Origin of the sequence: Agromyces binzhouensis (assembly GCF_042672355.1) — a bacterium.
Lineage (GTDB): Bacteria > Actinomycetota > Actinomycetes > Actinomycetales > Microbacteriaceae > Agromyces > Agromyces binzhouensis.
This window is the reverse complement of the sequence record NZ_JBHXVJ010000008.1, coordinates 36,151-48,804: the sequence shown is the minus strand read 5'-3', so window position 1 is coordinate 48,804 and position 12,654 is coordinate 36,151. Positions and strand designations below refer to the sequence as shown.

Annotated in this window: 17 protein-coding genes and 1 pseudogene; 6 read left to right on the top strand and 12 right to left on the bottom strand. The window is 71.3% G+C overall.

Features of this window, described 5'->3' with window-relative positions:
• The first annotated feature begins 54 nt into the window (after positions 1-54).
• Positions 55-360 (top strand): cupin domain-containing protein, encoded by a 306-nt coding sequence (locus ACFVHK_RS14280; protein WP_376929386.1) that lies wholly within the window; start codon positions 55-57, stop codon positions 358-360.
• 130 nt (positions 361-490) lie between these two features.
• On the opposite strand, the gene ACFVHK_RS14275 is transcribed toward ACFVHK_RS14280, so the two are convergent.
• A complete protein-coding gene (locus tag ACFVHK_RS14275; protein ID WP_376929385.1) occupies positions 491-1,330 on the bottom strand; it encodes a helix-turn-helix transcriptional regulator in 840 nt (279 codons plus the stop codon).
• 180 nt (positions 1,331-1,510) lie between these two features.
• On the opposite strand from ACFVHK_RS14275, the gene ACFVHK_RS14270 reads away from it, so the two are divergent.
• Positions 1,511-2,455 (top strand): SDR family oxidoreductase, encoded by a 945-nt coding sequence (locus ACFVHK_RS14270; protein WP_376929384.1) that lies wholly within the window; start codon positions 1,511-1,513, stop codon positions 2,453-2,455.
• 21 nt (positions 2,456-2,476) lie between these two features.
• Here the strand turns inward: ACFVHK_RS14270 and ACFVHK_RS14265 are convergent, their stop codons facing one another.
• A complete protein-coding gene (locus tag ACFVHK_RS14265) occupies positions 2,477-2,845 on the bottom strand; it encodes a nuclear transport factor 2 family protein (protein WP_129233436.1) in 369 nt (122 codons plus the stop codon).
• A 133-nt stretch (positions 2,846-2,978) separates the two neighbouring features.
• Between ACFVHK_RS14265 and ACFVHK_RS14260 the strand changes: the two genes are divergently transcribed.
• Entirely contained in the window at positions 2,979-3,419 is a 441-nt protein-coding gene (locus ACFVHK_RS14260) for a VOC family protein (RefSeq protein WP_376929383.1), read from the top strand.
• A 37-nt stretch (positions 3,420-3,456) separates the two neighbouring features.
• Here the strand turns inward: ACFVHK_RS14260 and ACFVHK_RS14255 are convergent, their stop codons facing one another.
• From ACFVHK_RS14255 to ACFVHK_RS14240, 4 genes are all read right to left on the bottom strand, one after another.
• A complete protein-coding gene (locus tag ACFVHK_RS14255) occupies positions 3,457-3,783 on the bottom strand; it encodes a hypothetical protein (protein WP_376929382.1) in 327 nt (108 codons plus the stop codon).
• Positions 3,780-4,469: an SGNH/GDSL hydrolase family protein gene (locus ACFVHK_RS14250; RefSeq protein ID WP_376929381.1), complete on the bottom strand. Its 690-nt coding sequence runs from the start codon at positions 4,467-4,469 to the stop codon at positions 3,780-3,782. Before ACFVHK_RS14250 ends, ACFVHK_RS14255 begins: the two co-directional genes overlap by 4 nt.
• Positions 4,466-4,975 carry a nitroreductase/quinone reductase family protein gene (locus ACFVHK_RS14245; RefSeq protein WP_376929380.1) on the bottom strand — a complete coding sequence of 170 codons (510 nt, stop codon included), beginning with the start codon at positions 4,973-4,975 and terminating at the stop codon, positions 4,466-4,468. Before ACFVHK_RS14245 ends, ACFVHK_RS14250 begins: the two co-directional genes overlap by 4 nt.
• A gap of 81 nt (positions 4,976-5,056) precedes the next feature.
• On the bottom strand, positions 5,057-5,542 hold the full coding sequence (locus ACFVHK_RS14240) for a MarR family winged helix-turn-helix transcriptional regulator (protein WP_376929379.1): 486 nt from the start codon (positions 5,540-5,542) through the stop codon (positions 5,057-5,059).
• An 80-nt stretch (positions 5,543-5,622) separates the two neighbouring features.
• On the opposite strand from ACFVHK_RS14240, the gene ACFVHK_RS14235 reads away from it, so the two are divergent.
• From ACFVHK_RS14235 to ACFVHK_RS14225, 3 genes are all read left to right on the top strand, one after another.
• Positions 5,623-6,060, top strand: a complete 438-nt coding sequence (locus ACFVHK_RS14235) for a hypothetical protein (RefSeq protein WP_376929378.1) — start codon at positions 5,623-5,625, stop codon at positions 6,058-6,060.
• A gap of 119 nt (positions 6,061-6,179) precedes the next feature.
• Complete coding sequence (locus tag ACFVHK_RS14230) at positions 6,180-6,533, top strand: Fe-S protein (RefSeq protein WP_376929377.1); 354 nt, start codon at positions 6,180-6,182, stop codon at positions 6,531-6,533.
• Positions 6,534-6,642: 109 nt separating this feature from the next.
• Positions 6,643-7,443 carry an AfsR/SARP family transcriptional regulator gene (locus tag ACFVHK_RS14225; RefSeq protein WP_376929376.1) on the top strand — a complete coding sequence of 267 codons (801 nt, stop codon included), beginning with the start codon at positions 6,643-6,645 and terminating at the stop codon, positions 7,441-7,443.
• Between the two features lie 35 nt (positions 7,444-7,478).
• Here the strand turns inward: ACFVHK_RS14225 and ACFVHK_RS14220 are convergent, their stop codons facing one another.
• From ACFVHK_RS14220 to ACFVHK_RS14195, 6 genes and pseudogenes are all read right to left on the bottom strand, one after another.
• Positions 7,479-8,504, bottom strand: coding sequence for a caspase family protein (locus ACFVHK_RS14220; protein ID WP_376929520.1), 1,026 nt, complete (start codon positions 8,502-8,504; stop codon positions 7,479-7,481).
• Positions 8,505-8,711: 207 nt separating this feature from the next.
• Positions 8,712-8,831, bottom strand: a pseudogene (locus ACFVHK_RS14215) (peptidoglycan-binding domain-containing protein); the annotation flags it as partial.
• A 17-nt stretch (positions 8,832-8,848) separates the two neighbouring features.
• Positions 8,849-10,081, bottom strand: coding sequence for a hypothetical protein (locus ACFVHK_RS14210; RefSeq protein ID WP_376929375.1), 1,233 nt, complete (start codon positions 10,079-10,081; stop codon positions 8,849-8,851).
• Between the two features lie 201 nt (positions 10,082-10,282).
• Positions 10,283-10,633 (bottom strand): metallopeptidase family protein, encoded by a 351-nt coding sequence (locus ACFVHK_RS14205; RefSeq protein ID WP_376929374.1) that lies wholly within the window; start codon positions 10,631-10,633, stop codon positions 10,283-10,285.
• A 21-nt stretch (positions 10,634-10,654) separates the two neighbouring features.
• Positions 10,655-11,389, bottom strand: a complete 735-nt coding sequence (gene budA / locus ACFVHK_RS14200) for an acetolactate decarboxylase (RefSeq protein WP_376929373.1) — start codon at positions 11,387-11,389, stop codon at positions 10,655-10,657.
• Positions 11,390-11,398: 9 nt separating this feature from the next.
• Positions 11,399-12,652, bottom strand: coding sequence for a glycosyltransferase (locus ACFVHK_RS14195; protein WP_376929372.1), 1,254 nt, complete (start codon positions 12,650-12,652; stop codon positions 11,399-11,401).
• Positions 12,653-12,654: the final 2 nt, after the last annotated feature.

Below are 12,654 nucleotides of genomic sequence, written 5' to 3'. Positions count from 1 at the left end.
GCGACGCGGAATGCGCGCGTTGCGGCAGGCGATCGCCGGGGCGAGGATCGGACCATGAGCGACGCCCGGATCCGCAACGTCCACGACGCCCTCGACTCGTTCACGGAGCACTGGCAGCCCCACCGGCTCGCGAGCGTGAACGACTACGACGTGAAGGTCGTGAAGCTCCTCGGCGAGTTCACCTGGCACGCGCACCCCGACACCGACGAGCTGTTCATGGTGCTCTCGGGGCAGCTCGTCATCCAACTGCGAGCCGGCGACGTGGAGCTCGGGCCGGGCGACGTCTACGTCGTGCCGCGCGGCGTCGAGCACTGCCCGAAGGCCGCGGGCGAGGTCTCGGCGATCCTCATCGAGCCCTAGGGCGTCGTGAACACGGGCGACACCCCGAGCGAGCGCACGTCCGAGCTCCGCGAGCTCGACTGACCCGGCGCCCCGGGCTCGATACCGATGCCGCGCGGGCGGCGTCATCACGGGGTCATCGGGCTACGGCTCAGCCGAGCGCCTGCGCGCCGATGACGGCGAGCAGGCTCAACCGGTCGTGGCTCTCGCTGCCGGGGATCGCGGTGTAGACGAGCAGCGAATGGCCCTGATCGGGGTCGATCAGCCGCTGGCACGTCAGCTCGAGGGGGCCCACCTCGGGGTGGATGAAGTGCTTCACCTCGTGCGGACGCACGCCGATCTCGTGGTCGTCCCACACGCGTCGGAACTCGTCGCTCCGCTCGAGGAGCAACCCCGCGAGGTGCGCGGCCCGAGAGTCCGGCCCGCGGAGCGTGACGATCTCACGAAGGCCCGACGCATACATGCGGCTGAGGAACGCATGCTCCTCCGGGGCGTGGCGATCGCGCGCCGACGGGTCCGTGAACCATCGGAAGCCCACGCTGCGCTCGGGGCCCGAGTACGCCGACGCATCGCCGGTCAGCGCGACCGCCATCGGCGTCTGCCGCAGCGTCTCGCCGAGCTCGGTGACGATCTCGGCGGGTGTGTCGTCCAGGCGGTCGAAGATGCGCAGCAGTCCGGGACTGATGTGCATGCTGACCTCGCCGCGCGCCGGCGGGTTCTGCCCCGCGAGCCGGAAGAGGTGGTCGCGCTCGTCGAGCGACAGGTGCAGTCCGAGCGCGATGGACGCGAGCATCTGGGGCGACGGCTGCGGACCGCGCTCCTGCTCCAGCCGCGAGTAGTAGTCGGTCGACATGTGGCACAGCGCCGCGACCTCCTCGCGACGCAGCCCGCTGGTCCTCCTGCGCGGGCCGCGGGGCAGGCCGACATCCTCGGGCTGCAGCGCCTCGCGGCGACTGCGGAGGAACTCCGCCAACCCGGCGCGATCGATCATGGTGAACCCCGTCTCAGCAGTGCTGCTTCGTTTCTACCTCGCTCGGCCGTCCGGAGCCACGGATCATCCGTCCCACCCATCCGAGCGGAGGGCGGGACTCGCGAACCGGGGATCGGCGGTCTCTGGATGACGTGTCGAGGACCGGCGACGGTGGGGTGACCGACGACGAGGAGGACCCGAATGCCACACCGCACCATCGACATCGAGATCCCCGACCTGACCGGGAGGCGCGCGGTCGTCACCGGCGCCAGCGACGGGATGGGGCTCAGGATCGCCGAGCGACTCGCCGCGGCGGGTGCCGAGGTGATCCTGCCGGTCCGCAATCCCGGGAAGGGCGAGCGGGCGATCGCGCGGATCCGCGATCGCGTTCCGAGCGCCGAGGTCTCGCTGCGACGCCTCGACCTGTCATCGCTCGGCTCCGTCGCCGACCTCGGGGACACGCTCGCCGCGGAGGGGCACCCCATCCACATCCTCGTCAACAACGCCGGCGTCATGACGCCGCCCGACCGGCAGCTCACCGCCGACGGATTCGAACTGCAGTTCGGCACCAACCACCTCGGCCACTTCGCCCTCGTCGCGCACCTCGCACCGCTGTTGCGTGCGGGGCGAGCCAGGGTGACCTCGCAGGTCAGCATCGCGGCACGTCGGGGTGCGATCGACTGGGACGACCTGAACTCCGAGCACGGGTACGACGGGCAGCGCGCCTACAGTCGATCCAAGATCGCATTCGGGCTGTTCGGCCTCGAACTCGAACGCCGCAGCCGCGCCGAGGGATGGGGCATCACGAGCAACCTCTCGCATCCGGGCATCGCCCCGACGAGCCTGCTCGCCGCGCGCCCCGAGCTCGATCGTCACGCGGACACGCGCGCGATCGGGATGATCCGCGCGCTCTCGGCCCGGGGCATCATCGTCGGCACGGTCGATTCCGCGTCGCTGCCGGCGCTCATGGCCGCGACCGATCCGTCCGCCGAGGGCGGAGCGCTGTACGGCCCTCGCGGGCTCGGCCACCTCGGCGGGCCGCCCGCACCGCAGCGGCTCTACCCTCCGCTTCGGAGCGAGGATGACGCGGCGCGGATCTGGGACGCTTCCGAGCGCCTCACCCAGACCGCGTTCGTGGCCGGGTGACGGCACACTGGCCCCGGCGCGTCAGTTCGACAGCTCGATCATGTACGACACGATCTCCGTGATCCGGCCGTCGGCCGCGAAGTCGAAGACGTCGCAGGAGGCCACGATCGACACCCCGCCGTCGGCGTCGGTGTAGCGTGCGAGCGCATCGACGACGACGCTGTCCTCGCCCACGACCGAACGGAACCGCTGGAACTCCGTCGTGACGTCGGCGAGGTCGGCGGCCGTGCGCTCGATCGCCTTCGCCACCGCCTTCCTGCCGACCAGCGGACCGCCGCCGACGGAGGTCCAGATCACGTCATCCGCGAGATGCTGGAGGGCCAGGTCGAATCGATGGCCCGAGAACGCTCGGGCGATCTGCTCGGTGGTGAGGTCGGTCGTGGTCTCCATGCGGCTCGCTCCCTCGCGCGGCATCCCGCGCCATCGCGGTTGACGTGTTCACCATCGCCCCGTCAGGGCCGCGCGTCAAGATGCATGGGTCGGATGGCGCGTGGATCCCATCGGGTCGGCCTAGGCTCGCCGCATGACGATCCAGCGCATGGACAACGTCGCCATCGTCGTCGACGACCTGGATGCGGCGATCGCGTTCTTCGCCGAGCTCGGCATGGAGCTCGAGGGTCGCGCGCACATCGAGGGCGAGTTCGCCGACCGGGCCGTCGGCCTCGACGGCATCCGGAGCGAGATCGCGATGATGCGCGTGCCCGACGGCCACGGCCGGCTCGAGCTGACGACGTACCTCCGCCCCGAGGCATCCGCCCCGTCACCCGCGGTGCCGCCGCCCAACACCCTCGGGCTGCACCGGGTGATGTTCGCCGTCGACGACCTCGACGACACGCTCGCCCGCCTGCGACCGCACGGCGGCGAGGTGCTGCGCGAGATCGCGAACTACCAGGACGAGTACCGGCTCTGCTATCTCCGCGGACCCGCGGGCATCATCGTGGCGCTGGCCGAGCAGGTCGGGTGACCCGCCCGCTCAGCCCAGCGCGCGCCGGTGACCTGGCTCAGCTCACCGGGGGCACGAAGCATCCGCCGTGCTGCCACCCCCTCTGCTCGAACTGGCCCAGGTTGCAGACGACCGAGTTCACCGGGTAGTACTCGCCGAGCGTCGCGAACGCCGAGGTCCACGCCCCGTCCCGCGGGACGTCCTGCACCGCGTTGTGGAAGTCGTCGCTGACGACCATGTGGCGCATGATCATCGCCGCCGGCACGCCGGCCTCCACGCGGAGCCCGGTCGCATCGCCGATCTGCTGACTGTCGCTGAGGTCCGCCGACGACACGATCACGGTCCAGGCGTCGACGAGAACGCCTCGACCGGCGCGCGCGCTCACCCGTCTCGCAGCGCCGCGGCGATCGCCGCGCCGAGGATCCGCGCACCATCGGCCGTCGGATGCACGCCGTCGGAGCTCATTCCGGCGCCGAACCGCCCGTCGGCGGTCCGCAGGCCCGCGGCGGCGTCGACGAACCGCCATCCGCGATCGCTGGCCAGGTCGTCGAGGCGCGCGTTGTACGCCTCCGCGCCGTCGGGGAGGGCGTCCATGGGCGGGATCGAGACGACGACCACGTCCGCGATGCCGACCGCGTCGACGATCCGGGCGAGGTTCGCCGCCGATTCGTCGAACGGGGTGCCGAGCGCGACGTCGTTGGTGCCGGCGAGCACGACGAGCACGTCCGCATCGACGGGCCCGACCGACTGCGCCATCCGCTCGGTCGTCGCTCCCCACTCCGCCCAGCCGCCGGCGAACGCGAACCCCTCGTCGGCGACGTACGTCGCCCAGGAAGCAGCACCGAGGTCACCGGCAGCGAAGTCGCGGCTGTCGGCATCGGTGTTCGAGTCGCCGACGGCGGCGAACGTGCCGACGGCGACGGCGACGGATGCCTCGGGCGTGCCTGTCACGTCGGGTGCCGCGGTCGCGGCGCAGCCGACGATCAGGCTCGCGGCGGCGGCGGCGGCGAGCGCTGCGCCGGCGCGGCGCGCGCGTCCGCCCGCACCGGGATGACGTCCGTTCGTCGTCACGATCGAGGCGGCGCCGACTCAGCGGCGTCTCCGGTGCTGAGCCGCAGCGCCTCCGTCAGGCCGAACACCCGCGCGGTGACGGCTCCCCTCTCCGCGAATCCCGTCGACCTGATCGGGAGGACTTCTGGCGCGACGACCTCGTATCGGCGGCCGTCGTGCTCGAGCACGGCCGCGCCGGCGGCGAGCACGTTGCGCACCCAGTTGGCCTCGGCGCCGTAGGGCAGCACGACCTCGAACCCGCCGTCGACCGGGACCGCCGTGATCGGGGTGGCGTAGTCGCGGCCGGTCGTGCGTCCGACGTGCCGGACGACCGAGTGCGGATCGCCTGCGAGACCTGCGGTCTCCAGGACCCGCGGGTTCACCCGTTCACGCTGCCATCGCACCAACCGACCGAGCACGCGCGGGTCGCGTCGCCGGAATCCGATCACGATCGTCGTCCCGGCCACCGCAGCGGCGACCGTGACCACCGCGAGCAGCGCGACCAGGACCTGTCCGAGCACGCGCATCCGTCCTCCCCCGAGCCGTCGATGCAGCCAGCGTAGCCCGGCGCGCCGTCGTGCGAGGGCCGGCTCCGCCGATGTCGCGGCTCAGTCCCTCGAGTCGCGCGGATCGCGCGGCACACCCTCGAGCAACCGGTCGAGCAGTCGTTCGAACACGGCACGCTCGCCGGCGGACAGCGGCGCGAGCACGTCGTCCTGCACGGACGCGACGACGGCGTCGAGCGCGATGAGCGCGCTGGCGCCGGCACTCGTCGGCGTCACGACATTGCGCCTGCGGTCGGCCGGATCGGGCGAGCGCGTCGCCTCCCCACGGGCGACCAGGGCGTCGACGCCGCCCGCGACGTCGCTGCGATCGAGGCCGGTGCGCTCGCCGAGCTCCACTTGACTCGCCGCTCCGGCTTCGACGAGCGCCGCGAGGAGCCGGTACTGCCGACCAGTGAGTCCGTGCTCGGCGAAGCCTGCGGTGAGGCGCGCGTGCGACCGGCGGTGCAGTCGCGCGATCCGCCACGTCGCGAGTTCGCGCACCCGCTCGGGCGCGGCATCCGGATCGGGACCGGGATCGGTGGGCGGCATGCGCCGATGCTACCTCACAGTGTTGGTGGCACCAACGATCTGCTACGTTGGTGCCACCAACGGATTCGAGAGGACGATCGATGCATCCCCAACTCCCCTACGGCACCCGCCTCATCGGCCAGACCGAGAAGACGCTCAACGCGATCCTCGAGCGCCTGCTCGAGGGCAGCGGGATCGGCGAGCGCGAGTGGGTCGCACTGACCGTCCTGCTGCAGTCGGCACCGGCCGGTCGTGCGGCGTCCTCCGCTCGCGTCGCCTCCGCGCTCAGAGTCGAGCCGCGCGGCGTCGATGCCCTGCTCGACGCGCTCGCCGAGCGCGGCCTCCTCGCGGAGGCCGCCGGCAGCCTCTCGGTCACGGATGCCGGTCGCGAACTGCACTCGCGGATCCGACGGCGCGCGGAGGAGATCGTCGGGCGCCTCTGGGGCGACATCTCCGCAGAGGACCGCGAGACCGCGGCATCCGTGCTCAACCGGACCTTGCGGCGCGCTACCGACGAACTGACGGCGCTGGCGGGGTGAGACCCGCAACGGCTCCGCCTCGGCCGATCACACCCGCCGCCGATCGCAGCCGGATGCTGCACTCGACCGTCACGTGCGGCGACGCACCGCAACGCGCGGCCGCGCGATAGCGTGACCGCATGGAATTCCTCCGCCACCTCGTCGTGCTCATTCACCTCGTCGGCTTCGCCGTGCTCTTCGGCGCGTGGGTCGTCGAACTCGTCAACGGCAAGCGCGCCATCACGCGCCTCATGAACTGGGGCCTCGCGATCGCCGGCGTGGCCGGCCTCGCGCTCGCCGCGCCGTGGGGCATCGAATACGACCTGGACTACGCCAAGATCGGCACGAAGCTCGTGATCCTGATCGTCATCGGCGCGCTCCTCGGCATCGGCGCCGGGCGTCAGCGCAAGACCGGCTCGGTGCCGCCGGCGATCTTCTGGCTGATCGGCATCCTGACGTTCGCGAACGCCGCGATCGCCGTGCTCTGGCGCTGACCGCAGCTCGGGCCCGGCGTCGCGCAGGACCCGAGCGCCCGCGGCCGGCACCGCCCGATCGCGGCTCGAGCCCGCCGCTTGCCATGGCGCCGAGACGCTCCCGCGATCCTTGCGGGGCGCCGCGGGCGCGAGTAACCTTCGGGTCGAACGAGCCCCCACCCCACTTCGTGGACCCGACCGGGGTGACAGCATGGCGGCAGATGACCGGGAGATCGCCTCCTTGGAGTTACTCGGCACGTGGCGCCTGCTGATCGACGGCGACGTCATGGCCGTCCCCGGGCGCGACCAGCGCGTGATCGCGGCGATCGCGCTGTTGGATCCACTGCCGAGGCGGCAACTGGCGGAGATGCTCTGGCCCGATGCCAGCCACTCGCACGCCGCCGCGAACCTGCGCGTCAACCTCTCCGACATCCGCCGGCGATGCCCCGGTGTGCTCACATCGTCCGATCCGCTCGCCCTGGCACCGACGGTGACCGTGGACGTCCCTCTCGCGAAACGGCTACCGACCATCGTCGAACGCGGCGCGAGCCGCTCCCAGCTCTGGGAATGGCTGGAGTTCACGCGTCGAGCCGAACTCCTTCCCGGCTGGTTCGACTCGTGGCTCGAGTTCGAGCAGGAGCGGATACGGCGGGCGCGCCTCGTCGCGCTCGACGGCCTGGGTCGACGCTTCCTCGACGTCGGCGACGCCGAAGGCGCGCTCGCGGCGGCCGCCATCGCTTTGGCCGACGAGCCGTGGCGCGAGACCTCATACGAACTGCGCATGAGGGCGCACGTGCTGGAGGGCAATCGCGCGCTGGCGCTTCGGGACTACGAGCACGCGCGATCCAAGCTCCTCCGTGACCTCGACGTCGAGCCCGCCCCAATCCTGACGCGACTCGCTGCGGAACTGCGGGACGGGCGGCCGGTGTGAGGCGGCCGCCCGCCCCGCGGGCGCAGGCGGCCGCCTCACCCGAACGGTGTCTTCGCCGCCAAGGAGTCGGGATCAGCGCCCCACAGGCCGAGTTCCGGCGTCTGCGTCGGCCCCATCCGTCCCACGATGGCCTGGTGGAACTGCCTGTACGTCCCCGAGAACGAGCTCGAGTTCCACACCCGTTCGAGCGTCGTGGTGAAGACCCCGTGACCGCCGACCTCCTGGGAGAGCTGCGAGTCCTGGCAGCCCGAGATCGACACGCCGTTGGCGCGCACGTCGACGCGACCGCGGGCCGCGGCCTGCAGCTCCAAGTAGAGCGAGGCATGTCGTGCGACGACCTCGGCGTTGACTCCGAGGGGCATGTTCCTCGTGAGCACCGGTGCGGTCGGACCTCGGCCCCCGGCGCCCAGCCCTGCGCCGGTCGTCGGGAAGCGCCGTGAGGTGACGACGCTCCGGGCGCCGCGAGCCGCGCGCAGTCGCTCGAACCGGTCGAAGATCGAGACGTAGGGTCCGTTCGCCGTCCAGCCCGCGCCGACCTTCAACTCGGCCAGGAATGTCGACGCCGCCGTCGTGAAGATCTCCCGCTGCCCAGCGGCCTCGGCCCCTCGACTGCCGCCGACGGGCGCCGGCGTCGGGAAGGACCGGGCGCCGTCGCCGATCGGCGCGGCGAGCCCCCCGTAGAACGCGCTCTTGCGCTCGGAGAACTCGAGCTGCTCGGGCGTGAACATTCGACGGTACACGGTGCCGCTGTGACAGCTGTCCGACAGCAGCACGATATCGACCCCGGCCGCGAACTCCGAGAACGCGAGTTCGAGTTCGTCATCGATCAGCATCCGTTCATAGGTCACCCAGGTCTCGTCTTGGTCGTCGATCTCATCGTCGTCGCTCACGTTGGGAACCTGCGCGCCGTGTCCGGCGTAGGTGATCAGGAATACGTCGCCCCGTGCCGACTGACGAGCGGCCGAACGGACCTCGGCCAGGACGTTGGCCGCCGTGGCCTGCGACGTGAGCAGCGTCCTGGCCGTGAATCCGTCACGGACGGCGATGTTGCGCATGGTCATCGCGTCGTTCTCGCAGCCGTTCAGCTTCCCGTCCCAGCCGCCGTAGTGAGTGGGATCGACCTCGTTGATCCCTATGTGCAGCGACCGCCTGCGACGGCTCGCCCCACCGGACGTGGTCGGCTGGCCCGTCGAGCCGCCTGTGAGTCCGAGCACCCCGAGGGTTATCGGCCCGGCGATGCCGTCGTCGTCCAGGCCGTTGGCTCGCTGGAACCGGACAACCGCATTTCTCGTCTTTGCTCCGAAAATGCCGTCCACGGCCAGCCCGAAGCCACCGACGTCGTTCAGCCGTGCCTGCAGGCGGCGAACGTCGTCGCCGCGTGATCCCATCTGAAGCGTTCGCATGATCAACCCGCGTACCAGTAGAAGTCGACGCGCTGCCCGGCGAGGTCCGGAATGGACTTCGCAGGAAGCGTGTAGAGGCCGTCGGCCTTGGCGAAGACGAGCCGCGCCTCCTTGATGGCGTCCACGCCGATGCGCATCGTGCTGGACTTGGTGGAACCCTCCACCTCGACGGACGCGAGCACCGTGTCGTCCGCGCCTCGCACTTCGATCGCCTTCTTCCAGCTCTTGTGCTCCGGGAGCGTGAGGCCGATCTCGACCATCGTCGGATCCTCGATCGCGGTCAACCCGGTCACGGCGATGTCGTCACCGCCGGGCAGGCGGCCAATGGTCTCCAGCTGCTGCCAATCAATCTCACCGCTTCCGGGTCGGAAGGCCCGGGACTGCCCGGCGATGAGCTGGAACGCATCGGGAAGCATCGACTGGATCGAGGAGACGATCGTGCTGAACGCCGGCGCCCAGAAGCGCTGCGCGACTTCGGGATCGAGCATCAACGGATCGATCGTCTCGGTGTCGCGGCTACCGCTGTCGCTCAGGTACTGCGTCACCTTCTTGATCGCCCACGGCAACTCGTCGGCGATGGCCCCGGCGATCTTGCCGAACGCCTTGCCCCAGAATCGCTCCATGACCTCGTCGTCGGCCGGACCACCTTCACCTCGTGCCCCACGTTCGGCGAAGTCGCGCGCGATTTCGTCGATCACGACCGGCAGCGTTTGGTCCAGCACCTGATCCGCGATCGCATCGAGCTGTGCGGCCTGCGTCTCGAGCTCGTCGATCGTGCGCAGCGCGCGCTCGCGGGCCTGCTCGACCGTCTCGGGCACCTCGCGGACGACCCCGCCCGCGATCGACCCCGCCTTGCCGCCGATGGCGGCTCCGGCTGGGCCGCCGAAGAATCCGCCGATGGCCGAGCCGGCGAACGGGAGGCCCGCCTTGAGGATGTCCTTCGCATTGTCCTTGACAGCCCCCGACACCTTCTTGACGATCCCGGTCGCCGCCTTCTTGATGGAGGAGAACCACCCGCGGTACTCCTGCTCGGTGAACGACTCGATGCCCGCGTCGGAATCGTCCACCAGCGCGTCCTCCTCCCCCACCGGCGCCGACGCCGACGCCGACCCGTCCTCCGATATCGAGACGTCGAATTCGACCGCCGCGTCGAAGGTGTCGGGGCCGGCATCCCGCGTCTCGGACTCTGCCGACTGCGACGGCGTGCGTCGCGGCGCGCGTTCCTTCATAGCCATTACCACTCCTCATTCAGGGGCGTCACGCGGCGGACTCCGGCCCGAGGCGATGGGCACCCGATCACGCCCGGCGTGTACCGGACGATCGCAGTCGACTCCCTCGCCCGTGAACACGGTGTCAACTCAGCGACAAGTGCATGCGAAGCAAGCGCAAGGGGAACGTCAAGACGACCGTGCCGACCTCACCGCAAGCCTGCAGCGCTACGCCCAGCCGAGCTCGCGCAGCTTCGCGTCGCCGAGCCCGAAGTAGTGCCCGATCTCGTGGACGAGCGTGATGCGGATCCGCGCGCGGAGTGCGTCGAGGTCGGCGCTGTGCTCCTCGAGGTTGTTCTTGTAGAGCGTGATGCGGTCGGGCAGTTCGCCGAAGCCGTAGACGCCGCGCGTCGTGATCGGGTGGCCGCGGTACTGGCCGAAGAGCCGCGGGCGCTGCGCGATCGGCTGGTCCTCGAACGAGATCGCGACGTTCTCGAGGCCGCGGACCATGTCGTCGGGGAGCGCGTCGAACACCTCGCCGAGCATCCGCTCGAAGTCGTCATCCGAGATCTCGACCACGGCGTCAGCGTGCTCGCGCGATCATGACGCCGCGCCGCCGCGCTCGACGGCGACGATGCGGTGGTCCTCGGCGTGCGTGAGCTCGGTGCGGAGGAACAGCTCGTCGGTCGGCAGGTGCAGGTCGAAGCGCGCGAACGCCGCGACGCGGAGCTCGCCGGCCTCGACGGCGAGGTCGAGCACGTGCCCGCCGAGGCGCCGGTCGTCGCTGAGGAAGTGCAGGTGGAGACCGGCGACCGCGATGCCCTGGTAGATCGCGGGCGTCCAGAACCCGACGAGCGTGCCGCGGATGCCGCGCGCCACCGTCTCGACCTGCTGCTCCGTCACCTCGGCGAGGGGCGGCAGCGGATGCCGCTGGCGCGGCGTGACGCGCACGCGGACCTCCGACAGCACCCCGTCGAAGCGGACGGCGTGGAAGAGGTTCCGGCTCGTCAGCGCCTCGTCGACGGATGCCGCGAAGCCGGCCATGTCGCGGTCGTGCACCTCGCTCGCCGGGACGTCCGGGAATCGGCAGACGATCGCGAACGGCAGGGTCTCGTCGCTGCGCATCACCGCGGGCGGTCCGTCGAGCGTGCACTCGATCGCCGCCGCGTCGAGGATGACGACCTCGCCGCCCAGCTGCTCGACGCAGCCGAGCCCGAAGTCCCCTACCGCGCACGCCTCGCCCACCAGGAGCCCGGACTCGTAGGCGCCCGCGAGCAGCGCGTCGAGCACCGCGAACTGCGTCACGGCCGCACCGGGCACGGGTGTCGGGGCCACGCTTGGAGACTACTCCCGCCGCGCCGGCACCCGCTCGAGCTCCTCGAGCAGCGGCGACTCCGCGACATCCCGCACGATCGCGCGCCCCAACGCCGCCGCCGCCTCGCGATAGCTCGCATCCCCGAGCACCTCCGCGACGGCCCGCGCGATGCGCGCGCTCGACGCGGTGCGCGGGACGGCGACCCCGGCTCCCCGCCGGGTCACGCGCACCGCGTTGTCGGCCTGGTCGCGTCCGTGGTGCAGGATCACGAGCGGCCGCCCCGCGGCGAGCGCCTTGATGACCGTGCCGTGGCCACCGTGCGTGACGACGAGGTCGGCGCGCGGCAGCACCTCGCTGTGCGGGGCGGATGCCACGACCGTGACGTTCGACGGCGCACTGATCGCGCCCGGCTCGACGGCCGGACCGGTCGTCACGAATCCGCGCACGGGCAGCTCGCCCAACGCGTCGGCGATGCGCTGCAGGCAGGCGACGTGGTCCTGGAAGGTCGACGACATCGCGACGAGCACGAGTGGCCCGTCGCCGTCGGGCGGCGCCCACCGCGCGGCATCCGCCCATTCGGGGTCGTCGAGGATCGGCCCGACGTAGCGCGCGTTGTCGGGCAGGCTCGCGGGGAAGTCGAAGGCCGCCGAGGTGAGGATGAGCTGCATCCGCGCGCGCTGCATCTGCGCCCAGAGCGTCGCGATCGGCTCGAGTCCGGCACGATCCCGGAGCTCGTTGAGCTCCGGCAGCGTGTACCGGTCGATGAGGCGAGCGGATCCCGCTCGCATCGCACGGTCGCGAGCACGTCCGAGCGGGCCGCGCGCGGGCGCGAGGCCTGCGCCGAACGGCGGCATTCCGTCGGCGGGCAGTACGTAGACGTTCGGCATGAGGAGGTCGAACGGCACGCCGCGCGACTCGGCCGCGATCATCCCGCCGAGCGCGAAACCCGAGGTCACCACGAGGTCGGGCCGGACCTCGTCGATCGCGACGGCCGCGTCGTCGAGCTGCTGGGCGGCCGGTCCGACGAGCATGTGCTCGGCCATGCCTCGGGCCAGCGCGACGGGCGTGCGCAGCTCCCAGTCGCGGAACTCCTCGAACGGTCGCCGCCAGATCCGGACCGCAGCGCCGGCGCTCTCGACATCGGCCGCCATCGTCTCGTCGGCGAGCACCGTCACCCGGTGCCCGCGATCGACGACCCGACGCACGACGCCGACCTCGGGCGGCACCGTGCCGCCCGCGTCGGTCAGCGCGAAGAGGTACGTGCGTGCGTTCGGATTCGTCACCG

Bases quoted from the DNA above. Each gene is read 5' to 3' on its own strand.
- ACFVHK_RS14240 (WP_376929379.1), bottom strand. From the start codon at position 5,542: ATGCCGCCCACCGATCCCGGTCCCGATCCGGATGCCGCGCCCGAGCGG.
- ACFVHK_RS14235 (WP_376929378.1), top strand. From the start codon at position 5,623: ATGCATCCCCAACTCCCCTACGGCACCCGCCTCATCGGCCAGACCGAG.
- ACFVHK_RS14260 (WP_376929383.1), top strand. From the start codon at position 2,979: ATGACGATCCAGCGCATGGACAACGTCGCCATCGTCGTCGACGACCTG.
- ACFVHK_RS14220 (WP_376929520.1), bottom strand. From the start codon at position 8,504: ATGACCATGCGCAACATCGCCGTCCGTGACGGATTCACGGCCAGGACG.
- ACFVHK_RS14210 (WP_376929375.1), bottom strand. From the start codon at position 10,081: ATGGCTATGAAGGAACGCGCGCCGCGACGCACGCCGTCGCAGTCGGCA.
- ACFVHK_RS14280 (WP_376929386.1), top strand. From the start codon at position 55: ATGAGCGACGCCCGGATCCGCAACGTCCACGACGCCCTCGACTCGTTC.
- ACFVHK_RS14265 (WP_129233436.1), bottom strand. From the start codon at position 2,845: ATGGAGACCACGACCGACCTCACCACCGAGCAGATCGCCCGAGCGTTC.
- ACFVHK_RS14230 (WP_376929377.1), top strand. From the start codon at position 6,180: ATGGAATTCCTCCGCCACCTCGTCGTGCTCATTCACCTCGTCGGCTTC.
- ACFVHK_RS14275 (WP_376929385.1), bottom strand. From the start codon at position 1,330: ATGATCGATCGCGCCGGGTTGGCGGAGTTCCTCCGCAGTCGCCGCGAG.
- ACFVHK_RS14270 (WP_376929384.1), top strand. From the start codon at position 1,511: ATGCCACACCGCACCATCGACATCGAGATCCCCGACCTGACCGGGAGG.
- ACFVHK_RS14245 (WP_376929380.1), bottom strand. From the start codon at position 4,975: ATGCGCGTGCTCGGACAGGTCCTGGTCGCGCTGCTCGCGGTGGTCACG.